This is a genomic window from Bacillus sp. AFS077874, assembly GCF_002566505.1.
In the GTDB taxonomy this organism is placed as follows: Bacteria; Bacillota; Bacilli; order Bacillales; family Bacillaceae_G; genus Gottfriedia.
The window spans coordinates 545,838-564,558 of sequence record NZ_NUYF01000007.1 but is presented as its reverse complement, the minus strand read 5'-3'; the positions used below and the strand labels follow the sequence as shown (position 1 = coordinate 564,558).

15 protein-coding genes and 1 riboswitch are annotated in these 18,721 nt (G+C 35.5%); of the genes, 14 read left to right on the top strand and 1 reads right to left on the bottom strand.

Annotated elements, in window-relative coordinates; all coding sequences use genetic code 11:
• The first annotated feature begins 36 nt into the window (after window positions 1-36).
• From COJ46_RS08695 to COJ46_RS08640, 12 genes are all read left to right on the top strand, one after another.
• Window positions 37-795 (top strand): carbohydrate ABC transporter permease, encoded by a 759-nt coding sequence (locus COJ46_RS08695; protein ID WP_098565847.1) that lies wholly within the window; start codon window positions 37-39, stop codon window positions 793-795.
• Between the two features lie 27 nt (window positions 796-822).
• Window positions 823-2,088 (top strand): Gfo/Idh/MocA family protein, encoded by a 1,266-nt coding sequence (locus COJ46_RS08690; protein WP_097976457.1) that lies wholly within the window; start codon window positions 823-825, stop codon window positions 2,086-2,088.
• Window positions 2,089-2,188: 100 nt separating this feature from the next.
• Window positions 2,189-2,908: a GntR family transcriptional regulator gene (locus COJ46_RS08685; RefSeq protein ID WP_097976459.1), complete on the top strand. Its 720-nt coding sequence runs from the start codon at window positions 2,189-2,191 to the stop codon at window positions 2,906-2,908.
• A gap of 149 nt (window positions 2,909-3,057) precedes the next feature.
• On the top strand, window positions 3,058-4,269 hold the full coding sequence (locus COJ46_RS08680) for an SIS domain-containing protein (RefSeq protein ID WP_098565832.1): 1,212 nt from the start codon (window positions 3,058-3,060) through the stop codon (window positions 4,267-4,269).
• A complete protein-coding gene (gene gatY, locus COJ46_RS08675) occupies window positions 4,266-5,117 on the top strand; it encodes a tagatose-bisphosphate aldolase subunit GatY (protein ID WP_097976462.1) in 852 nt (283 codons plus the stop codon). The genes COJ46_RS08680 and gatY overlap by 4 nt, the downstream gene beginning before the upstream one ends.
• Window positions 5,118-5,121: 4 nt before the next feature.
• Window positions 5,122-6,057 (top strand): 1-phosphofructokinase family hexose kinase, encoded by a 936-nt coding sequence (locus COJ46_RS08670; protein ID WP_097976464.1) that lies wholly within the window; start codon window positions 5,122-5,124, stop codon window positions 6,055-6,057.
• Between the two features lies 1 nt (window position 6,058).
• The gene (locus COJ46_RS08665; RefSeq protein WP_176522541.1) at window positions 6,059-6,991 is read left to right on the top strand and encodes an ROK family protein; all 933 of its coding nucleotides are present in this window, start codon (window positions 6,059-6,061) and stop codon (window positions 6,989-6,991) included.
• 90 nt (window positions 6,992-7,081) lie between these two features.
• Complete coding sequence (nagA, locus tag COJ46_RS08660; protein ID WP_097976468.1) at window positions 7,082-8,233, top strand: N-acetylglucosamine-6-phosphate deacetylase; 1,152 nt, start codon at window positions 7,082-7,084, stop codon at window positions 8,231-8,233.
• A gap of 341 nt (window positions 8,234-8,574) precedes the next feature.
• Window positions 8,575-10,926: an RNA polymerase recycling motor HelD gene (helD, locus tag COJ46_RS08655; RefSeq protein WP_097976470.1), complete on the top strand. Its 2,352-nt coding sequence runs from the start codon at window positions 8,575-8,577 to the stop codon at window positions 10,924-10,926.
• Window positions 10,927-11,096: 170 nt separating this feature from the next.
• On the top strand, window positions 11,097-12,128 hold the full coding sequence (locus tag COJ46_RS08650) for an ATP-binding cassette domain-containing protein (RefSeq protein ID WP_098565831.1): 1,032 nt from the start codon (window positions 11,097-11,099) through the stop codon (window positions 12,126-12,128).
• Window positions 12,125-12,937: an ABC transporter permease gene (locus tag COJ46_RS08645; protein ID WP_098565830.1), complete on the top strand. Its 813-nt coding sequence runs from the start codon at window positions 12,125-12,127 to the stop codon at window positions 12,935-12,937. Before COJ46_RS08650 ends, COJ46_RS08645 begins: the two co-directional genes overlap by 4 nt.
• 92 nt (window positions 12,938-13,029) lie before the next feature.
• A riboswitch (purine riboswitch) is annotated at window positions 13,030-13,133 on the top strand.
• A gap of 209 nt (window positions 13,134-13,342) precedes the next feature.
• On the top strand, window positions 13,343-14,638 hold the full coding sequence (locus COJ46_RS08640) for a nucleobase:cation symporter-2 family protein (protein WP_097976475.1): 1,296 nt from the start codon (window positions 13,343-13,345) through the stop codon (window positions 14,636-14,638).
• Window positions 14,639-14,677: 39 nt separating this feature from the next.
• Here COJ46_RS08640 and COJ46_RS08635 read toward each other — a convergent pair whose 3' ends face one another.
• On the bottom strand, window positions 14,678-15,979 hold the full coding sequence (locus COJ46_RS08635; RefSeq protein WP_098565829.1) for an O-antigen ligase family protein: 1,302 nt from the start codon (window positions 15,977-15,979) through the stop codon (window positions 14,678-14,680).
• A gap of 412 nt (window positions 15,980-16,391) precedes the next feature.
• On the opposite strand from COJ46_RS08635, the gene murQ reads away from it, so the two are divergent.
• Together murQ and COJ46_RS08625 are read left to right on the top strand one after the other, a co-directional pair.
• On the top strand, window positions 16,392-17,282 hold the full coding sequence (murQ, locus tag COJ46_RS08630) for an N-acetylmuramic acid 6-phosphate etherase (RefSeq protein ID WP_098565828.1): 891 nt from the start codon (window positions 16,392-16,394) through the stop codon (window positions 17,280-17,282).
• 21 nt (window positions 17,283-17,303) lie between these two features.
• The gene (locus COJ46_RS08625; protein WP_098565827.1) at window positions 17,304-18,716 is read left to right on the top strand and encodes a PTS transporter subunit EIIC; all 1,413 of its coding nucleotides are present in this window, start codon (window positions 17,304-17,306) and stop codon (window positions 18,714-18,716) included.
• Window positions 18,717-18,721: the final 5 nt, after the last annotated feature.

Below are 18,721 nucleotides of genomic sequence, written 5' to 3'. Positions count from 1 at the left end.
TTAATTCATTTAATTCTAATTGTCGGCGCCTTGGCGATGGTCTTCCCTTTTATATGGATGTTACTAACTTCACTAAAAACTTATGCTGAGTCGATTCATGTTCCACCTGTTATTGTTCCAAAGCACTTTCAGTGGGTGAATTATAAAGATGTTTTTGATTTACTACCATTCTTTAAATTTATGTTTAATACGCTAATCATTACAGTGATTCGCACAATTGGACAATTATTATTATGTTCATTAGCCGCATACGCTTTTGCGAGAATTGAATTTCCAGGAAGAAACATTCTTTTTTTAATCGCATTATCGGTTTTAATGGTACCTGGGCAAGTCTTTTTATTACCACAATATATGATCATGGTGAAATTAGGGTGGTTAAACACTTTACAAGCGGTAGTCGTTCCAGGTTTATTTAGCGCATTTGGTACATTCCTTTTAAGACAATTTTTTATGGGGTTACCAAAGGAATTAGAAGAAGCAGCTAGATTAGATGGCTGTAATCATTTCCAAATTTACTGGAAAATCATGCTTCCTTTAGCAAAGCCAGGTCTAGTTGCTTTAGGTATATTTACAACGCTTTGGAGCTGGAATGAATTAATGTGGCCAATGATTGTTAATAGCTCACCAGAATCAATGACGTTGTCTGTCGGTTTATCATCATTACAGGGACAATATTTAACAAACTATCCAATTTTAATGGCAGGATCATTTTTAGCCATTTTACCAATGCTTATTTTATTTATGATTTTACAAAAACAATTTATTGAAGGAATTGCAGTTACAGGAAGTAAATAAAAATCTTACAATTCTTGGAGGAAACTAATTATGAAAGCAGCTTTAATAGGAGCGGGAAGTAGAGGATTTTATGCATACGGATCATATGCTTTACAGTATCCACACGAAATTCAATTCATTGCTGTAGCGGAACCAAATAAAGAAAAAAGAGAAAAGTTTGCGGAAGCTCACAATATCCCTGAGAATATGAGATTTGAAGACTGGACTGAGTTATTAGAAAAAGAACAGCTATGTGAGGCCCTATTAATTTGTAGTCCAGACCGGAACCATTATAAGCCCGTTATGAAGGCAATTGAAAAAGGTTATAGTATTTTATTAGAAAAACCGATGTCACCAGAACCAATTGAGACGTTAGAAATAGCGGAAGCGGCAGAAAAGCATAATACATTATTAACAGTTTGTCATGTTATGAGATATGCGCCATTTTATCAAGCATTAAAAGAAGTTGTTGATCGTAAAGTAATCGGTGACATCGTATCGATCCAGTGGAATGAGAATGTAGGTTACTTTCATCAAGCTCATAGTTTTGTACGTGGTAACTGGAACAATTCGTCTGAATCTAGCTCAATGCTCTTACAAAAAAGCTGCCACGATATGGATATGCTTGCATGGCTAATTGGTACAGACTGCAAGAGTGTATCTTCATATGGAAGTTTAACTTACTTTAAAAAAGAAAACGCACCAGAAGGTTCAACACATCGCTGTTTGGATGGTTGTAAGGTAGAAAAGGAATGTCCTTATTCAGCAGCTAAATGGTATTTACACGACCGTGATGTTTGGCCAGCAAATGTTATTTCAGCAAGTTCAAGTCTTGATAGTAGACTTAAGGCAATTCAAGAGGGACCATATGGTCGCTGCGTATATCACTGTGACAATGATGTTGTTGACCATCAAGTAGTCAATTTATTATTTGAAAATGACGTAACAGTTGCATTTACGATGACAGCATTTACAAATGAAACATTCCGCAACTTCAAAATTATGGGAACAAAAGGCGAAATAATTGGAAATGATGCTAAAAATGAAATTGAAATTAATTATTTTTCAGGTAAGAAAGAGTTAATTAAGCCATCAACTGTAGATGGTGGGCATATGGGAGCCGATACAAGTATTATGGCTGATTTCGTTCAACGTGTTACTAAGAAGGACAAAGGCAGCTTAACATCAGCTATCGTATCAGCTAAAAGTCATATGATCGCTTATGCTGCAGAAGAATCTAGAGTTTCAGGAACAATGGTTTCACTAGATGATTATGAGAAAAAATTAAGAATGACAGAAGAGAGAGTTTTGTAGAAAATTCCGTTGCGACATAAGGTGGTATCTTTTTCAATATTATGTATAATAGATGTATATTGAACTGGTTATGACAAAGATACCACTAAAGGAGCTAATCATGGTAGAAAAGGATTCCCGACTTCCTCTTTATTATCAATTAATGGATATTTTATTAGAAAAAATCGAATCAAGCGAACTTGCTGAAAACGATCAGCTACCATCTGAACGAGAATTATGTGACACGTATAAAGTTAGCCGTACAACGGTAAGACAGACGATGCAAGAGCTTGAAAAACAAGGCTATATTTATAAAGTTCATGGCAAGGGGACATATGTTTCTCCAAGAACGTATAACCAAAGTCTTGTAAAATTCTATAGTTTTACGGAAGAAATGAAAAAAGCGGGGAAAATCCCAACAACAACGGTCGTTTCTTTTGAAAAAATCAATTGTGACAGTAAAGTAGCAAAGGTCATGGATCTATCGGTAGAAGAAGAGGTATTTAAGATTGTTCGGTTAAGACTTGCAGATCAGGAACCGATGTTATATGAAACCTCTTATGTACCTGTAAAGGACTTTAAAAATCTTTCGAGTGAAGAATTGCAACATACGCCGATGTATGAAATCTTCAGAACTCAATACAATGTGAATATTTCTAGCGCTTTAGAAAGCTTTATGGCTGTTAGTGCAAATAAAGTGGAGTCAGAAATGTTAAACATAATCGAAGGTGCACCATGTCTAATGCTTAAACGAGTAACCTATGATCAAAGCAAAGTAATTGAGTATACAATTTCTATTGCAAGAGGGGATAAATTTACTTATACAGTAGAGTTGAAATAGACACACCGGACTGGTCGCCAACCCTCGCTTGCAATCAGTCTAAAAACCAACTTTTATGGTTTTTTCTACACCTAAAAATAGATACAGAAGTATCTATTTAATCCAACTGGTAATGATGACATTAACAGTTTAAAATAGGAGGAAATAGTATGGAGCTATTAAAATCGAGTGAATATGAAAGAATGAATGTCGGCGCGAACCATACAGCAAAAGAAATAGCCCAGCAACCTAGATTATGGAACGAAACAAAGGATATTCTTTTATTTAATAGAGACCGAATTCTTACATTTTTAAAGAGCGTTGAAAATAAACACGATCAGCTACGAATTATTTTAACTGGTGCGGGTACATCTGCATTTGTTGGTGACACAGTCCTTCCTTATTTAAAACAAACCGTTAACAACAAAAAAATAGTAGTAGAGAGTATTGCTACGACAAATATTGTGTCAAATCCATATTCTTATTTAAGCAAGGACCTTCCGACAATTATGATTTCATTTGCTCGTTCAGGAAATAGTCCAGAGAGCTTGGCTGCTATTCATTTAGGAGAACAAGTTATAGATGATTTTTATGGAATCGTTTTTACATGTAACCAAGATGGGCTACTGGCTCAAAAGAAAAAAAATGATCACAATCATTTAGTCATCTATATGCCAGAAGAAGCAAATGACCAAGGATTTGCAATGACGAGTAGTTTTACGACGATGCTTTTCTCAGCTTTACTGCTTTTCAATATTGATCAGATTCATACGTGGGAGAAGAAAGTTGATGAGCTTATACAAGCTGGCCATTCAATTATTAGCGGGAGCGAGCAAAGTATTAAACAGTTGGCGAATTCGTCTTTTCAAAAAGTAGTTTATTTAGGCTCAGGAGTTTTTGAAGGATTGGCAAGAGAAGCATCATTAAAATTATTGGAGTTAACAGGCGGGACAATACCTTCTACTTTTGATACATCATTAGGTTTTAGACATGGCCCTAAGTCTATTTTAGATAAAGATACTGTTGTATTTGTATTTCTATCTTCTAACCCTTATACAAGACAGTACGATCTCGACATTTTAGAAGAAATTTACAAAGAAACCAATCGAGGGAAAGTAGTAGCAATTTCATCTTTAAAGGATCAGATGGCTGAAGAATATAGTGATCTTTTCTATTATGTGGATCTTCCTAAAATTAGTGAGGATATTTTTCTAACTTTCCCTTTTATCTTATACGCACAAACTTTTGCTATGTATAAATCTATTAATCTTGGCTTTTCTCCAGATAACCCTTCTCCATTAGGAGTAGTTAACAGAGTTGTTAAAGGAGTTACGATTCACCCTTTTGCAAATGAGATGAAGAATGGAGGAGATTTATCTTGATTACATCAAGAAGTACAATTCTTTTAGATGCACAAACAAATGGCTACGCAGTACCGGCATTTAATATTCATAACTTAGAAACAATGAAAACAGTTTTAGAAACAGCTCAGGAGCTACGTTCACCGGTTTTGATCGCAGCTACACCAAGTACAGTTAGTTACATGGGGGAAGAGTTTCTAATTAGTATGATGGAGGCCGCAAAGAAAAGATACGATATTCCAATTTGTTTTCATTTAGATCACCATGAAAAAGTTAAGGATATTAAAACACTAATTGATAGTGGAATTCACTCAGTCATGATTGATGCCTCTCATCATGACTTTGAAGAAAATATTCGAATCGTTCGTGAAGTAGTCGATTATGCTTCTTCGTTTGGAGTTTCTGTGGAGGCGGAGCTTGGCCGACTAAGCGGGGTAGAAGATGATCTTGAAGTAGATGAAAAGGATCAAATTTATACAAATCCAGCACAAGCTAAAGAGTTTGTTTTAAGAACAGGAATTGATTCGTTAGCTGTTGCCATTGGAACCGCCCACGGTCTCTATAAAGGAGAGCCCAAACTAGATATTGAACGATTAAGTGCAATCCAAAAAGAAGTTGATATTCCGCTAGTTCTTCATGGAGCTTCGGGCTTACCAGATGAATTAGTACAAAAAACAATTAAAAACGGAATATGTAAAGTAAATATTGCTACTGAATTAAAAATAGCTTTTGCTAAGGGATTACGTGGTTATTTAAAAGAACATCCAGATGCCAATGACCCTAGATATTATTTTAAAGATGCAGTAAGAGAAATGAAAATAGTTGTTGCTGATAAAATTAAAATGTGCGGTAGTGTGAATCGGGGTTAGAATAATGATTGCCATAATTACATTAAACCCAGCTATTGATATTCGGTATAATCTTCCCGTCTTTCAATTAGATGGCGTAAATCGTGTTACAGCTATAGATAAAACAGCTGGTGGTAAAGGACTTAATGTTTCACGTGTATTATCTCAGCTGGGAGTTAAAGTTACTTGTACCGGATTTTTAGGCGGAAAAAGTGGTGAGTGGATAGCTGGTCAACTTCAAAATTACAATTTAATTAATCGTTTTGTAGGAATAAATGGGGAGACAAGATTTTGTATAGCAATTGAATCTAAAGAAGGCCATACAGAAATTCTTGAACAAGGGCCAGCGATATTGGAGAATGAAAGAGAAGAATTTTTGAAAAATTTTGATACGATTCTAGAATCGAATAACTATATTGTAGGTTCTGGCAGCTTACCACATGGAATCGACTCTGATTTTTATAGAGACCTAATAGAAAAAACAAAACAAAAAGGGAAGTATTTTCTCTTAGATTCAAGTGGAGAATCACTAGCCCATGGCATAAAGGGTAAGCCTTTTTTAATTAAGCCGAACAGAGAAGAGTTTTGCAAGTTGATCGGGTTAAACCAATTATCAATAGAGGATATGATCTGGCACGCCCGAGAAATATGCCAAATGGGTACCCAATACGTTTTACTTTCTTTAGGAAAAGAAGGTGCTCTTTTAATTAGCAAAAACATCACACTGCAGGCGGTTATTCCAACTTTGACAGATGTGCACCAAGTTGGATCAGGAGATAGCATGCTTGCAGGCTTTGCCTTTGCTCATTCGAAAGGTTATTCAATTGAAGATATTTTAAAGTGGTCATGTGCCTGCGGAATATCTAATGCTGCCTCAGAGCGGACTGGATCAGTTGAATTAACAAAAGTTCAACATTATTTTAATCTAATTAAGGTGAAGGAGTTAACAGGGGGTGATTAAGGTGGAAAATATAGTTTGTTTTGATATCGGGGGTACATTTATCAAATTTGGACTAATAAATCGTAATGGGCAAATCGTTTACAAAGATAAAGTACCGACACCTAAAAGTAATATACAAAAGCTGCTTCCTGAACTTTTAGCTGAGAAAATAAAAAAGCTCCAAAATGATTTTTTAATAGCAGGAATCGGAATCTCCTCATGTGGTCTTGTAAATCATGAAACAGGTGAAATTTTATTCTCCAACAATATACCCGACTATTCAGGAATGAAGCTAGGCGAAATACTTTTCAACTTATTTAAATTACCCGTTAGTGTAGAAAATGATGTGAAAAGTGCTTGCATCGGTGAAATGTGGAAAGGTGCAATTCAAGGGAAGAAAGATGTAGTTTTTCTGACATTAGGAACAGGTATTGGAAGCACCATTATCATTGATGGGAAGATTGTAAGCGGATCTCGTCATTTAGCTGGTGAACTAGGTCATATCGTCATCATTAATAACGGGCGTACTTGTGGTTGCGGACGGAGAGGATGCTTTGAAAGATACGCTGCTACTTCAGCCTTAGTAAGTGATTTTATTGATGAAAAGAACAAAAATGGTGAGGCTATGGAGAAAATCTCTGGAGAAGAAATCTTGGCTCTAGTAGAAGAAGGAGATTCAATTGCTACTGGCGTATATAAAAAGTTTATCTATTATATAAGCATTGGTCTATCAAATATAGTCCATCTTCTGAACCCAGAGGCAATTATTATCGGGGGAGGAATAGCTGAGCAGGGAGACCGATTTATTCAAGACATCAACTCTGAGATTAAAAAGGAAACCATGCCAATTTATCATCAAGAAACAATCGTATTTCCTTCGATTCTTGGGAATGATGCCGGGCTGTATGGAGCATGTTATTTAACTTTAAAAAAATTAAACTACCTACACGTATAAGTTTTAAACAAACTGGCAGCATCCTATTTTGGTGTTGCCTATTGTTCTTTAAGAAAAAGTATTCCTGCGAACAATAGAGGGGGAAGTGTTATGAAAGCAATTAAGGTAGAAAAAGTTTATACACCCAATAAAGTAATTGAACCTGGCTATATACTGATTAATAACGGAAAAATAAATGGAGTAACAACGAACAGACCCTCCTGCAAAATTTTGGACTATTCTAGTTTTGTAGCCATTCCAGGCATGATTGATTTACATATACATGGAATTGCTGGAAATGACACAATGGATGGTAGTATCCATTCATTACAAGAAATGTCAATGTCGCTTGCACGTCATGGGGTTACGGGATTTTTGCCAACTACACTGACTCATGATTTCGAAAAAATTAAAAAAGCTGTAATGACCGTAAGTGAGGCGATAGGACAGACAGAAGGAGCGGAGATCATTGGATCGTATGTTGAAGGCCCATATATTACAACTGAGCATCGTGGTGCTCATCCGGTCAAGTATATTCGTGAACTAAATACTGATGAGTTAATTGAACTCATAAAGGTTTCTAATAATACAGTTAAAGTGATCACAATAGCTCCAGAAAAAGAACATGCAGATGAAGCTATTAAATTGCTAACAGATAAAGGAATCCACGTGTCTATGGGGCATACAAATGCAGACTATGACACAACGAATAACGCAATTGAACATGGGGCAAGAATTTCTGTTCACACTTTTAACGGCATGAGAGGATTCAATCATCGTGATCCTGGGTGTCTTGGTGCCGTTCTAACAAATGATCAATGTTATTGTGAATGTATAGCAGATTTACAGCATGTCCACCCGGGGGCAATTAAGCTGCTATACAAAGCAAAAGGAACAGAACGGATATTTTTAATAAGTGATTCAATGGCAGCTGCTGATTTACCAGATGGATCCTATACGCTTGGTACATTAGATGTTAAAGTGGAAAATAAAATTGCTCGAACAGTAGAAACAGGCTCATTAGCTGGCAGCACGACTAATTTAATGGAGTGTTTAAAAAATGTAAAAGACGTTTTAGAGTTGCCTTTAGAAACTATTTTACCGATGGTCAGTCTTAATCAAGCAAAATTACTTAATATTGATCATGAAGTTGGAAGTATAGAATGTGGGAAAAAAGCAAATATCGTCTTAATTGATCGTCAGTTTAATGTTCAAGCTACTATTGTGAATGGAGTATTTGTATTTAGGAATGTCCATAAATAATATGAGGTTTCTTAATAAAGAAGTAATATTTTATAAAAGGTAACTAATTGAAGTATGTATAGAAGAAATTAATAAATAATAAGGATGACCTTACTATAAGTGATTAAATAATCATTTTTGGGTAGGTCATTTTGCTTTTTTGAGTATGCGAAAATTAGTAATTGAGATGAAATAATGATGTTTTCAAACGAGGACTATTGCCTAAAAGATAAAAACGTGGTAGATTAATACAGTATATATATTAGAAAAAAACATAGAGGTCATATTTTCCCTACTTTAATTTTACTATACAAATCCTCTTGAGTCAACCCCCATTTTTATCTTTTAAAGGAGTGCATGAAATGAACAACGAACTTCAAAAAGAACAAGTAAGAGTAAATGCTGTACTAGATCTAATTACGGACAAAATTAGTAAATTAACAGACGAAACAGCCCAACGAAGAAACGAAGTCATCAATGTTCGTAAAAACTTTTGGGATGAGGTTAAAGTTAATACGGATAGCTTTGATGACTATTTAGAGACGGTTATTAGTTTAAGACAACAATCTCAACTTTTGGCGATCGGCCAAATTAATCATAAGCAATCTTCAAACCGATTATCAGCACTTCGTCGAATGAAAGAAGTCCCTTATTTTGGTCGCATTAACTTTACAGAAGAAGGTATGTCTGAAACGGAGCGTATTTATATTGGCGTTTCAACTCTAATGGATGAAACTGGTGAGAATATTTTAGTTTATGATTGGAGGGCCCCAGTTTCGAGCGTTTACTATGATTATCCACCAGGTCCTGCTGAGTATGATACACCTGGGGGAAAAGTGAGTGGCGTATTAGACCAAAAATGGCAATACATTATACGGAACGGTGTAATTGAATCAATGTTCGATACAAGTCTCACGATAGGTGATGAGATTCTGCAGCATGTGCTAGGCAAAGGTACAAATAAGCATATGAGAAGCATAGTAGCCAGCATTCAAAAAGAACAAAATCAGATTATTCGTTATGACAAAGGTAGATTATTGATTGTTCAAGGGGCGGCTGGTAGCGGAAAGACATCTGCAGCTTTACAAAGGATTGCATATTTGCTCTATAAATATAGAAATTGGATAAAAGCAGATCAAATTATCTTATTTTCTCCTAACGCAATGTTTAATAACTACGTATCGAGGGTTTTACCTGAACTAGGTGAAGAAAATATGCAACAAGTTACATTCCAAGAGTATTTAGTTCATAGGCTTAGTGATGCGTTCAAAGTTGAGGATAATTATGAGCAACTAGAATATGTGCTAACTGCTATAGATGATCCTTCCTATAAGACTAGGACTTCAAGCATTCGATTTAAAGCCTCAACTCATTTCTTTGAGACGATTAAGGCATACAGACAATCATTGGAATTATCCGGCATGGTTTTTAGGGGATTTAAATTTAGAGGCAAACCAGTCGTTACAGCTAAACAAATATATGAAAGATTTTATAGCACTGACACTTCTTTAAAATTTAACAACCGATTAGAGAAGTTGACGGAATGGTTAAACAAACAAATCAATGAAATGGAAAAGCAAGAATTGAAAAAAACATGGGTACAGGACGAAATCGAGTTACTCAGCAAAGATGATTATCAAAAAGCATATAAGTACTTACAGAAAAAACAATCTAAAGAGGACTCATTCGATGACTACGAACAAGAAACTAAAGTATTAGGTCGAATGGTCGTTCGTAAAAAACTAAAGCCACTACGTGAATGGGTTAGAGGATTGCGTTTCATTGACATAAAGGGTGTTTATAAACAGTTATTTTCCAATCCAACTCAAATTGAACAATGGATCGAAGGCGATACTCCTGAGAATTGGGAGGACATATGTCAGTTAACATTAAATATGTTAGATGAAGGTAAATTGTTTTATGAGGATGCTACACCGTATTTACTTTTAAAAGAATTGGTTCAAGGCTTCCAATCAAATGTTACGATTAAATTTGTACTCGTAGATGAAGCTCAAGATTATTCACCTTTCCAATTTGAGTTTTTGAAGAGATTGTTTCCTTCTGCAAAGATGACTGTTTTAGGTGACTTTAATCAGGCGATCTTTGCGCATGCCAGCGAAATGGGAGATTTTGATGTCCTTAAAGGATTATATGGGCCAGATGAAACAAAAGTGATCAATCTAACACGCAGTTACAGATCAACAAAACCAATTGTAGAGTTCACACGTAGACTCATACCTGGAGGTGATTTAATTACACCTTTTGAACGAGTTGGGGATAAGCCTGTGTTAACGCAGTTATCTAATCGTGAAGATTTGCATAGTCATATTGCATCTAAAATCGAAGACTTAAAGAAAAGTGAATTTAATACAATTGCTGTCATTTGCAAATCTGCTGAAGAAAGTTTAGCGGCATATGAAGCATTAAAAGATGTAGAAGGAATCAAGCATGTGAAGAGAAACTCAGTTGAATATGAACAAGGTGTAGTCATTATTCCTGCGTATTTGGCAAAAGGAATTGAATTCGATGCAGTGATTATTTATGATGCATCAGCTCAAGTTTATGGAGATGAGCGTCTCCGAAGACTATTCTATACTGCATGTACAAGAGCAATGCATCAGTTACATTTATATAGCTTAGGCGAAGCGACTCCTTTTTTACATGATATAGATTCAGAGTTTCTACTATTAAATCAGACGATCACTCACGATTAACTTTAAAAACTTCCCTTACGTATATTAAGGGAAGTTTTTTGTTTTTAGAGTGAACGCTAGTTTCTCTAGCTTGTAACTATTCGTAAAGAAAATTTTTATTTAAAGTTCATACTTAATTCATAATTAGTCGATATATTCAACATGTAATAAGTTGTAAAGGAGGAAGTAAATTGGAATATTTAAATAAAAAAATAATTACCCCAAATAACGGAGATTTAGCTGTTGAAGCGAGTGGTTTAGTGAAAATATTTGGTGAAAATCGTGCAGTTGATGGAGTGGATTTAAACGTTCGTGCTGGAAGTATTTACGGTGTACTTGGTCCAAATGGTGCAGGGAAAACAACCACAATTAGAATGCTGGCTACACTACTTAGACAAGATGCAGGTACTGCACGCATATTCGGACATGATGTTTTAAAAGAAGCTCAAATTGTGCGTCAATTAATTGGTGTTACTGGCCAGTACGCTTCCGTTGATGAGTCACTAAGTGCTACAGAGAATCTTATTATATTCTCAAGATTACTAGGTCTAAGTAGAGCGGAATCACGAAAAAAAGCAGCTGATTTATTAGAGGAATTTGGCTTAACGGAAGCAGCAAAACGCCCATTGAAAAACTTCTCAGGTGGAATGCGTCGAAGATTAGATTTGGCTGCAAGTCTAATTGCTCAGCCACCTCTTATCTTCTTAGATGAACCGACAACTGGTTTAGACCCTCGTACTAGAAATCAAATGTGGGATACCATTCGTCGTTTAGTAAAAGAAGGTTCAACAGTTCTATTAACAACACAATATCTTCAAGAGGCGGATGAACTAGCTGATCGAATTGCAGTAATAGATCGTGGTCATGTAGTTGCGGAAGGTACTGTTGATGAATTGAAGGCTTCAGTTGGTAGTTCATCGTTACAATTAAAAATTCAAAATATAAAAGATGTTCAAAAGGCACGTCAGACAGTAGAACATGTACTAAAAGTAAAAGCCAATATCACATTAGTAGAAGGAAAAATTACTGCACCTATGGCGGATGCTGACCGAGTAACCGACCTACTAATCGCCTTACGTGATGAAGGCATTCATTTAGCTGAAATGAGTGTACAAAAGCCGACTCTTGATGAAGTATTCCTTACGATTACTGGTAACAGCGTAGATGATGATGGATCAAAGGAGTCAGCTAAAACAAAAGAAATGGAGGGAGTAAGGGTATGAGCACTTCAATAAAACGAGCTGCTTATCGTGAATTAAAAAATAAAACTAGCTTTAGTCAATCAGTAAAAAATTCATTTACGATGGCTTATCGTGGTCTACTAAAAATAAAACGTACACCAGAACAATTATTTGATGTTACGTTACAACCTATTATTTTTACACTTATGTTTACTTATATCTTTGGTGGAGCAATCTCTGGGGATGTTAAGAGTTATTTACCGGTAATCATACCAGGAATCTTAGTACAGACGGTCATTACTACTTCGATTGTTACAGGTGTCCAATTGCGTGAAGATATGGATAAAGGTGTATTCGATCGATTCAAGTCGCTGCCGATTGCACGAATTGCACCACTGGCTGGAGCCTTATTGGCGGATACGATACGTTATACGATTGCTACTGTTCTTACTTTCACTATGGGGTATATAATGGGATATCGCCCTGAAGGTGGCTTGGGCTTTGTCATCTTAGCTGGACTACTTGTAATTGTATGTTCATGGGCGATTAGCTGGATTTTTGCCTTTTTTGGAGTAATTGCACGTACAGCGTCAAGTGTACAAGGGATTTCTATGCTAGCACTATTTCCATTAACATTCCTTTCAAATGCCTTTGTACCAGTCGATACAATGCCAAATTGGCTTCAATGGTTTGTGAAAATAAACCCAATTTCACATCTGATTACTGCTGTAAGAAATCTTACGAACACAGGAACTGCAGGTTCAGATCAAATTATTTCGCTTATTGGAGCTGCTGTAATTGTAGCCATTTTTGCACCGCTAACTGTAAAAGCTTATATGCGTAGAACATAATAGAAGGTGATCCATTAGTTTTTTCTAATGGATCACCTTTTTCTTAGCATTTTCTACTTGAAAATATTGAATAGCATGTGTAACATAATCTAGGTACAAATATATAAATAACTCATATAATCATGGGGATATGGCCCATAAGTTTCTACCGGACGACCAATATAATCGACCGACTATGAGTGAAAGCACATCTAGGGTTCCGCATTATTGTATAAGTAAAATGGCTGGTCCGAGCGATGTGGGTACTACACGTGCTACACCATTAGGGATAAAAACCCAGAAGGACAGGTTTCACTTGAGAGAAACATACTCAAGTGGAACCTGTCCTTTTTTGTTTTATAAAGAGTAATAACTGTACGCAATCAATTTAGATAAATTAAAGCAATGACAAGGGAGAGAATCAGATTGTTAAGTAAACAAAAAGCATTTACATTAGGTTTTCAACACGTCATGGCTATGTATGCAGGTGCAGTTGTTGTACCTCTTATAATAGGTGGCGCGCTTAAACTTACGCCAACTCAGATCGCTTATCTAATAGCAGCAGATTTATTTACTTGCGGTATCGCAACAATCCTGCAAAGCATGGGGACTAAATACATTGGTAGCAGATTGCCAGTCGTTTTAGGATGTACCTTTACAGCGGTAGGTCCGATTATTGCAATTGCATCATCTTCAAACTTACCAACAGCATACGGTGCAATCATTATTTCTGGGATCTTTGTAATATTAGCTGCTCCTTTTTATGGCAAGCTTTTAAAATTTTTCCCTACAATTGTAACAGGATCAGTTGTAACGATAATTGGACTTTCTTTAATTCCAGTAGCTATGAATAATGCAGCAGGTGGACAGGGGAGTTCAGACTTCGGTCAAGTACACAATTTATTACTTGCCCTCCTTACACTTATCGTAATTTTAGTCGTTAACAGATGGGCTAAAGGATTTTTACGTACAATTTCCGTACTTGTTGGTTTGGTTGTAGGAACAATTGCCGGCTATGCAATGGGAATCGTTCACTTTTCAAGCGTATCAGAAGCATCGTGGTTTAGTATCGCTCAACCATTCTATTTCGGGGCACCAAAAATCAGTATTACAGCAATTATCACAATGATCATCGTATGTATTGTTAGTATGGTTGAATCAACTGGAGTCTATTTCGCAGTCGGAAAAGCGACTAACCAAAAGGTTAAACAGGATCAGATCGTAAATGGATTGCGTTCAGAAGGTCTTGCAATTATGCTTGGTGGTATTTTTAATGCATTTCCGTACACAGCATTTTCACAAAACGTTGGTTTAATTTCACTTACAAAAGTTAAATCTAGGGAAGTTATTTATGCTGCGGGAAGTATCATGGTTGTTCTTGGATTATTACCTAAACTAGCAGCTTTAACGACTGTTATTCCAAATGCCGTTCTTGGAGGCGCAATGATTGTTATGTTCGGATCTGTCGCAGCTGCCGGGATATCAATTCTTTCAGAAGTCGATTTAGGTAAAGGAGAAAATCTATTAATCGCAGCATGTAGTATAGCAGTAGGCTTAGGTTCAGCAACCCTTCCACAAATGTTCGACCAACTACCTGACTTTTTTAAAATGTTAATGCAAAATGGAATTGTGACGGGTTCATTAACTGCAATTATTTTAAATTTATTCTTAACAAAACAAGATGTAGCAGTAGAAGTGCAAGTTACGAAAAAAATATCATAAGCTAACAAAAGAGACCCCTATCTAGTCATAGGGGTCTTTTTAGTACTTGTTACTAATAAACTTCGATTTTAAATAATGCAAAATCATGTACGAACTGACAACTAACCTTGCCGTGCTCCCATAAACGCTTATAAATTTGCCTTGAATTGCTGAAATCTCGATATTAAATTGCATACGTTTCGAATATCGATCCCAACACCCAAGCAGTATGACTGTGAGGAAACCGATTTGTGGAGAGAACACCGGCTCATCAAATACACCTGTAAACAAAATAATTGGTAGGCCGAGTAAAAAACTGTTAAAAAAACATTTTTTACTGCGCTCAAAAAAGAATAAGTGAATGCATTTTACAATATTTATACTAATTAATGTGATAAAAGCCAATCCTCCTAATGTTCCGTATTCCGCAAACATACCCAGCAATAAATTATGTGCATGGGGGATGAAATGACCATATTGTATGACATACTCTTGACCAAATCCGATCGGTGTCACACCAAAGAATGGGTGATTCTGCCATATAGTATATGCGTTTTTCCAAATGTCCAACCTTTTATGCCCTGCTTGAATAACTGAATCGGCTCTTGGCATTATATAGAGCAACCATTTCGAAAAGAATAGTCCGATGATTGTACAAACAAAGAAAAAGATTCGATTAAGTCGGAAGATAAAAAGTAAATAAATCAAAATCATCGTCGCAAAGCCAGCTCTTGAACCCGTAAGATAAATTCCATAACTAAGTAGAAGTTGGATCGGAAGCTGCCACGCTAAGTTAATAAAGTGTTTTCTCTCTAAACTAGAAAGTAGACTGGCAAAGAGAAAGGAAATAGCGATTAATAAAATAAATACAGTAAAATTGGGATTATATGCACAACCAATTAGGCGGTTAAAATTCTTAGGTTCCACTTCTCCAAAAAGTACTGTTCCTAATAAATAACCAACAATTTTAGGAAAAACAAACCATCTAGATATCCATCCAATTACACAACTATATACGCCTCCAAAGATTATGATCATGCGAAATCTCTGAAATAATTGACCTTTCTCAGTTACTAAAATCCTACAATAGATTCCCCAGTAACCAAGAATCATGATACTAACCAATAAAAATAATATATTTCTAAATAAAAGGGCAGCACCAATAGTAGATATAAGTAGGCATAAGAAAAAGTACGAACTAAACGAATAAATAAACCGTTTATTAATAAACCATTGAGTATAGAGTGTACGAAGTCCGATGATCAATAGCAATGAAATACCTACTGGAGGTATGAGAAAGCAGAGAAGTGCGCTTTTCTCCACTAACGAGAAATTTTTATAAAACTGTATAAACTTTTTCATTGTATACCCCTAGTTAAGTGACATAAATATCCTTAATCATATGGAGGATGTTGTCTTCTCATCTTTAAAATGAATTGTATTTTAGTTAAGTTGTCATCAAATTAACAAACATATTTTAAATACATAGGTTTAAAATACCACAAGAGTTTATTAATTATGTTTTGAAATTGTAAATTGAGCTTAAACTTTTTTGCTAGACAAATTAATGTACAGATTATAAATTTATTCATCTTTTAAAAGAAAAATTGTTTGTGGTGATTTGATGAATATGACAATTTTTTGAACAAAAATACGATTTAATAATATGAAATTTCTTCCTTATGAATTTAAGTATTGAAATTTTATTTCAAAGATAGTTATAATATATATGAAATTAAATTTACTTTAAAAAATTACTTGAGGTGAAGCAAACATGCTTGAGAATTTAACAACCGAAACAAGAAATGAAAAAACAATGAATTTAGATGAAATGTCTATAGAAGAATTTTTAACCGTAATGAACGAAGAGGATGCTAAAGTTGCCGCTGCCGTTCGAAATGAAATTCCTAATATTTCTAAAGCTGTTGAAAAAATTGTAACTGCTTTCAAAAGTGGGGGTCGCTTGATTTATATAGGAGCAGGCACAAGTGGCCGCATAGGACTTTTAGACGCAGTTGAATGTCCTCCTACATTTGGAACAAGTCCAGAAGAGGTAGTAGGGTTAATTGCAGGTGGAGAAAAAGCTTTTATTAAAGCAGTTGAAGGCGCTGAGGATAGCGAAGAACTTGCAATTGAAGATTTAAAGGAAATTAAGTTAAGTAAAAATGATATTGTAGTCGGGATTGCAGCAAGTGGTCGTACACCTTATGTCATTGGTGGATTAAAATACGCCAAAGAAATTGGTGCTTCTACTGTAGCGGTTAGTTGTAACAAGGGTTCAAAGATTGGTCAAGAGGCAGAAATAGCAATTGAAGTTGTTAATGGACCTGAAGTATTAACTGGTTCAACTAGATTAAAGGCAGGTACTTCTCAAAAGTTAGTATGCAATATGTTATCTACAGCATCAATGGTTGGTATTGGAAAAGTATACGGTAACCTAATGGTTGATGTTCAATCAACAAATGAAAAACTAGTTGAGCGTTCAAAGCGTATTGTAATGGAAGCAACTTCTTGTACGTATGAAATAGCAGAAGAGTATTTAACGAAGTCGAATCAAAGTCCAAAAGTAGCAATCGTTATGATTCTTACTGGATTTAGTTATGAGCAAGCAATTGAGCAATTGAAAAAATCAGAAGGATTTGTTCGAAAAGCAATACAAAAATAAAAATAGTTGGGGGAGTAGAAGATGGATAAATATCAAAGATTAGCCTCTGAAATCGCTGATGCAATCGGCGGTACTGATAATGTAGTTTCATTTACAAACTGTATGACAAGACTTCGTGTTAATGTAGCTGATCGTAATTTAATCAATGAAGATCAAGTTAAAAAAATTAACGGGGTTTTGGGAACTGTTGATGATGAGACTTACCAAATCATTTTAGGTCCTGGTACAGTAACTAAAGTTGCAGAACAATTTGGTTATCTGAAAAACAGCTCATCAGGAAAACAAGGAACTTCATCAGCGGCTTTAAAAGAAAAAGGCTCAGATCTTAAAGCTGAATTAAAAAAGAAAAATAACACACCTTTTAAAAATTTCTTGCGAAAAGTCGGTAATATCTTTATTCCATTAATTCCAGCATTCGTTGGTGCAGGTTTAATTGCTGGTATTGCTTCGATTCTATCAAACAATATTACTGCTCAAAACCTAGATGCAGCAACTTGGTCACAATATGTTACGGTTTTAAATGTAATTAAAAACGCAATTTTTGCTTATTTAGCGATTTATGTTGGTATCAACGCAGCAAAGGAATTCGGGGCGACACCATCCCTTGGTGGAGTAATTGGTGGGGTAACACTTTTAACAGGTATGCTTCCTGATCAACCAATTAAAAATATCTTTAATGGTGATCCATTAGCTCCAGGTCAAGGTGGTATTATTGGTGTACTACTTGCAGTCTATTTATTATCAGTTTTAGAAAAACAATTACGTAAAGTTATTCCAGATTCTTTAGATATTATTATTACACCAATGATTGCATTATTAGTAGTAGGTTTGCTTACAATTTTCTTCATCATGCCATTCGCAGGATTTATTTCTGATAACTTAATTGGCTCAATTAACTGGATTATTGCAAAAGGCGGTATTTTTGCAGGCTTTATTTTAGGTATGGGATTCTTACCATTAGTAATGTTAGGTTTACATCAAGTATTAACACCAATTCATATCGAATTAATTAATACAACTGGTGCGACAGAATTATTACCAATTCTTGCAATGGCAGGTGCTGGACAAGTTGGAGCAGCATTAGCATTATGGTTACGTTGCAAAAAGAATAAATCATTATCAAATATGATTAAAGGTGCTCTTCCAGTAGGTATTTTAGGTATTGGTGAACCATTAATTTATGGTGTTACATTACCTCTAGGTCGTCCATTTATCACTGCATGTATCGGTGGTGGTATTGGAGGTGCAGTAATTGGAATGTTTGGTAATGTTGGAGCAATTGCTATTGGTCCTTCAGGAGCAGCGTTAGTTCCACTTATTGCGCACGGAATGTGGCTTCAATATGTGATCGGATTACTTGCTGGTTATGCCGGTGGTTTCGTCCTAACGTATTTATTCGGTACTCCAAAAGATGCAATGGCTGAACAAGAATAAATAAC